The following is a 275-nucleotide window of genomic DNA, read 5'->3' on the forward strand; positions in this document are numbered from 1 at the left end:
CTCGACCGCGAAGTCGACCAGCATGATCGCGTTCTTCGTGACCAGTCCCATCAGCATCAGGATGCCGATGACGACCGGCATCGAGATCGGCATCTGGAAGAGGAGCAGGCCAAGGATGGCGCCGCCGACGGACAGAGGCAGCGAGAACAGGATGGTCAGCGGCTGCAGGAACGAGCCGAACAGCAGGACGAGCACCGCGTAGACCATCATGATGCCGGCGCCCATCGCCATCAGGAAGCCCGAGAACACCTCGCCCATAATCTCGGCGTCGCCGG

Annotated in this window: 1 protein-coding gene; it reads right to left on the minus strand. The window is 63.3% G+C overall.

Annotated features, from left to right (window positions below; genetic code table 11):
* Window positions 1–275 (minus strand): efflux RND transporter permease subunit (locus KZZ06_RS20720; RefSeq protein WP_219581849.1); only part of this gene is annotated, 275 nt, incomplete at both ends.

Source organism: Sulfitobacter sp. CW3, from assembly GCF_019392245.1.
Taxonomy (GTDB): domain Bacteria; phylum Pseudomonadota; class Alphaproteobacteria; order Rhodobacterales; family Rhodobacteraceae; genus Sulfitobacter.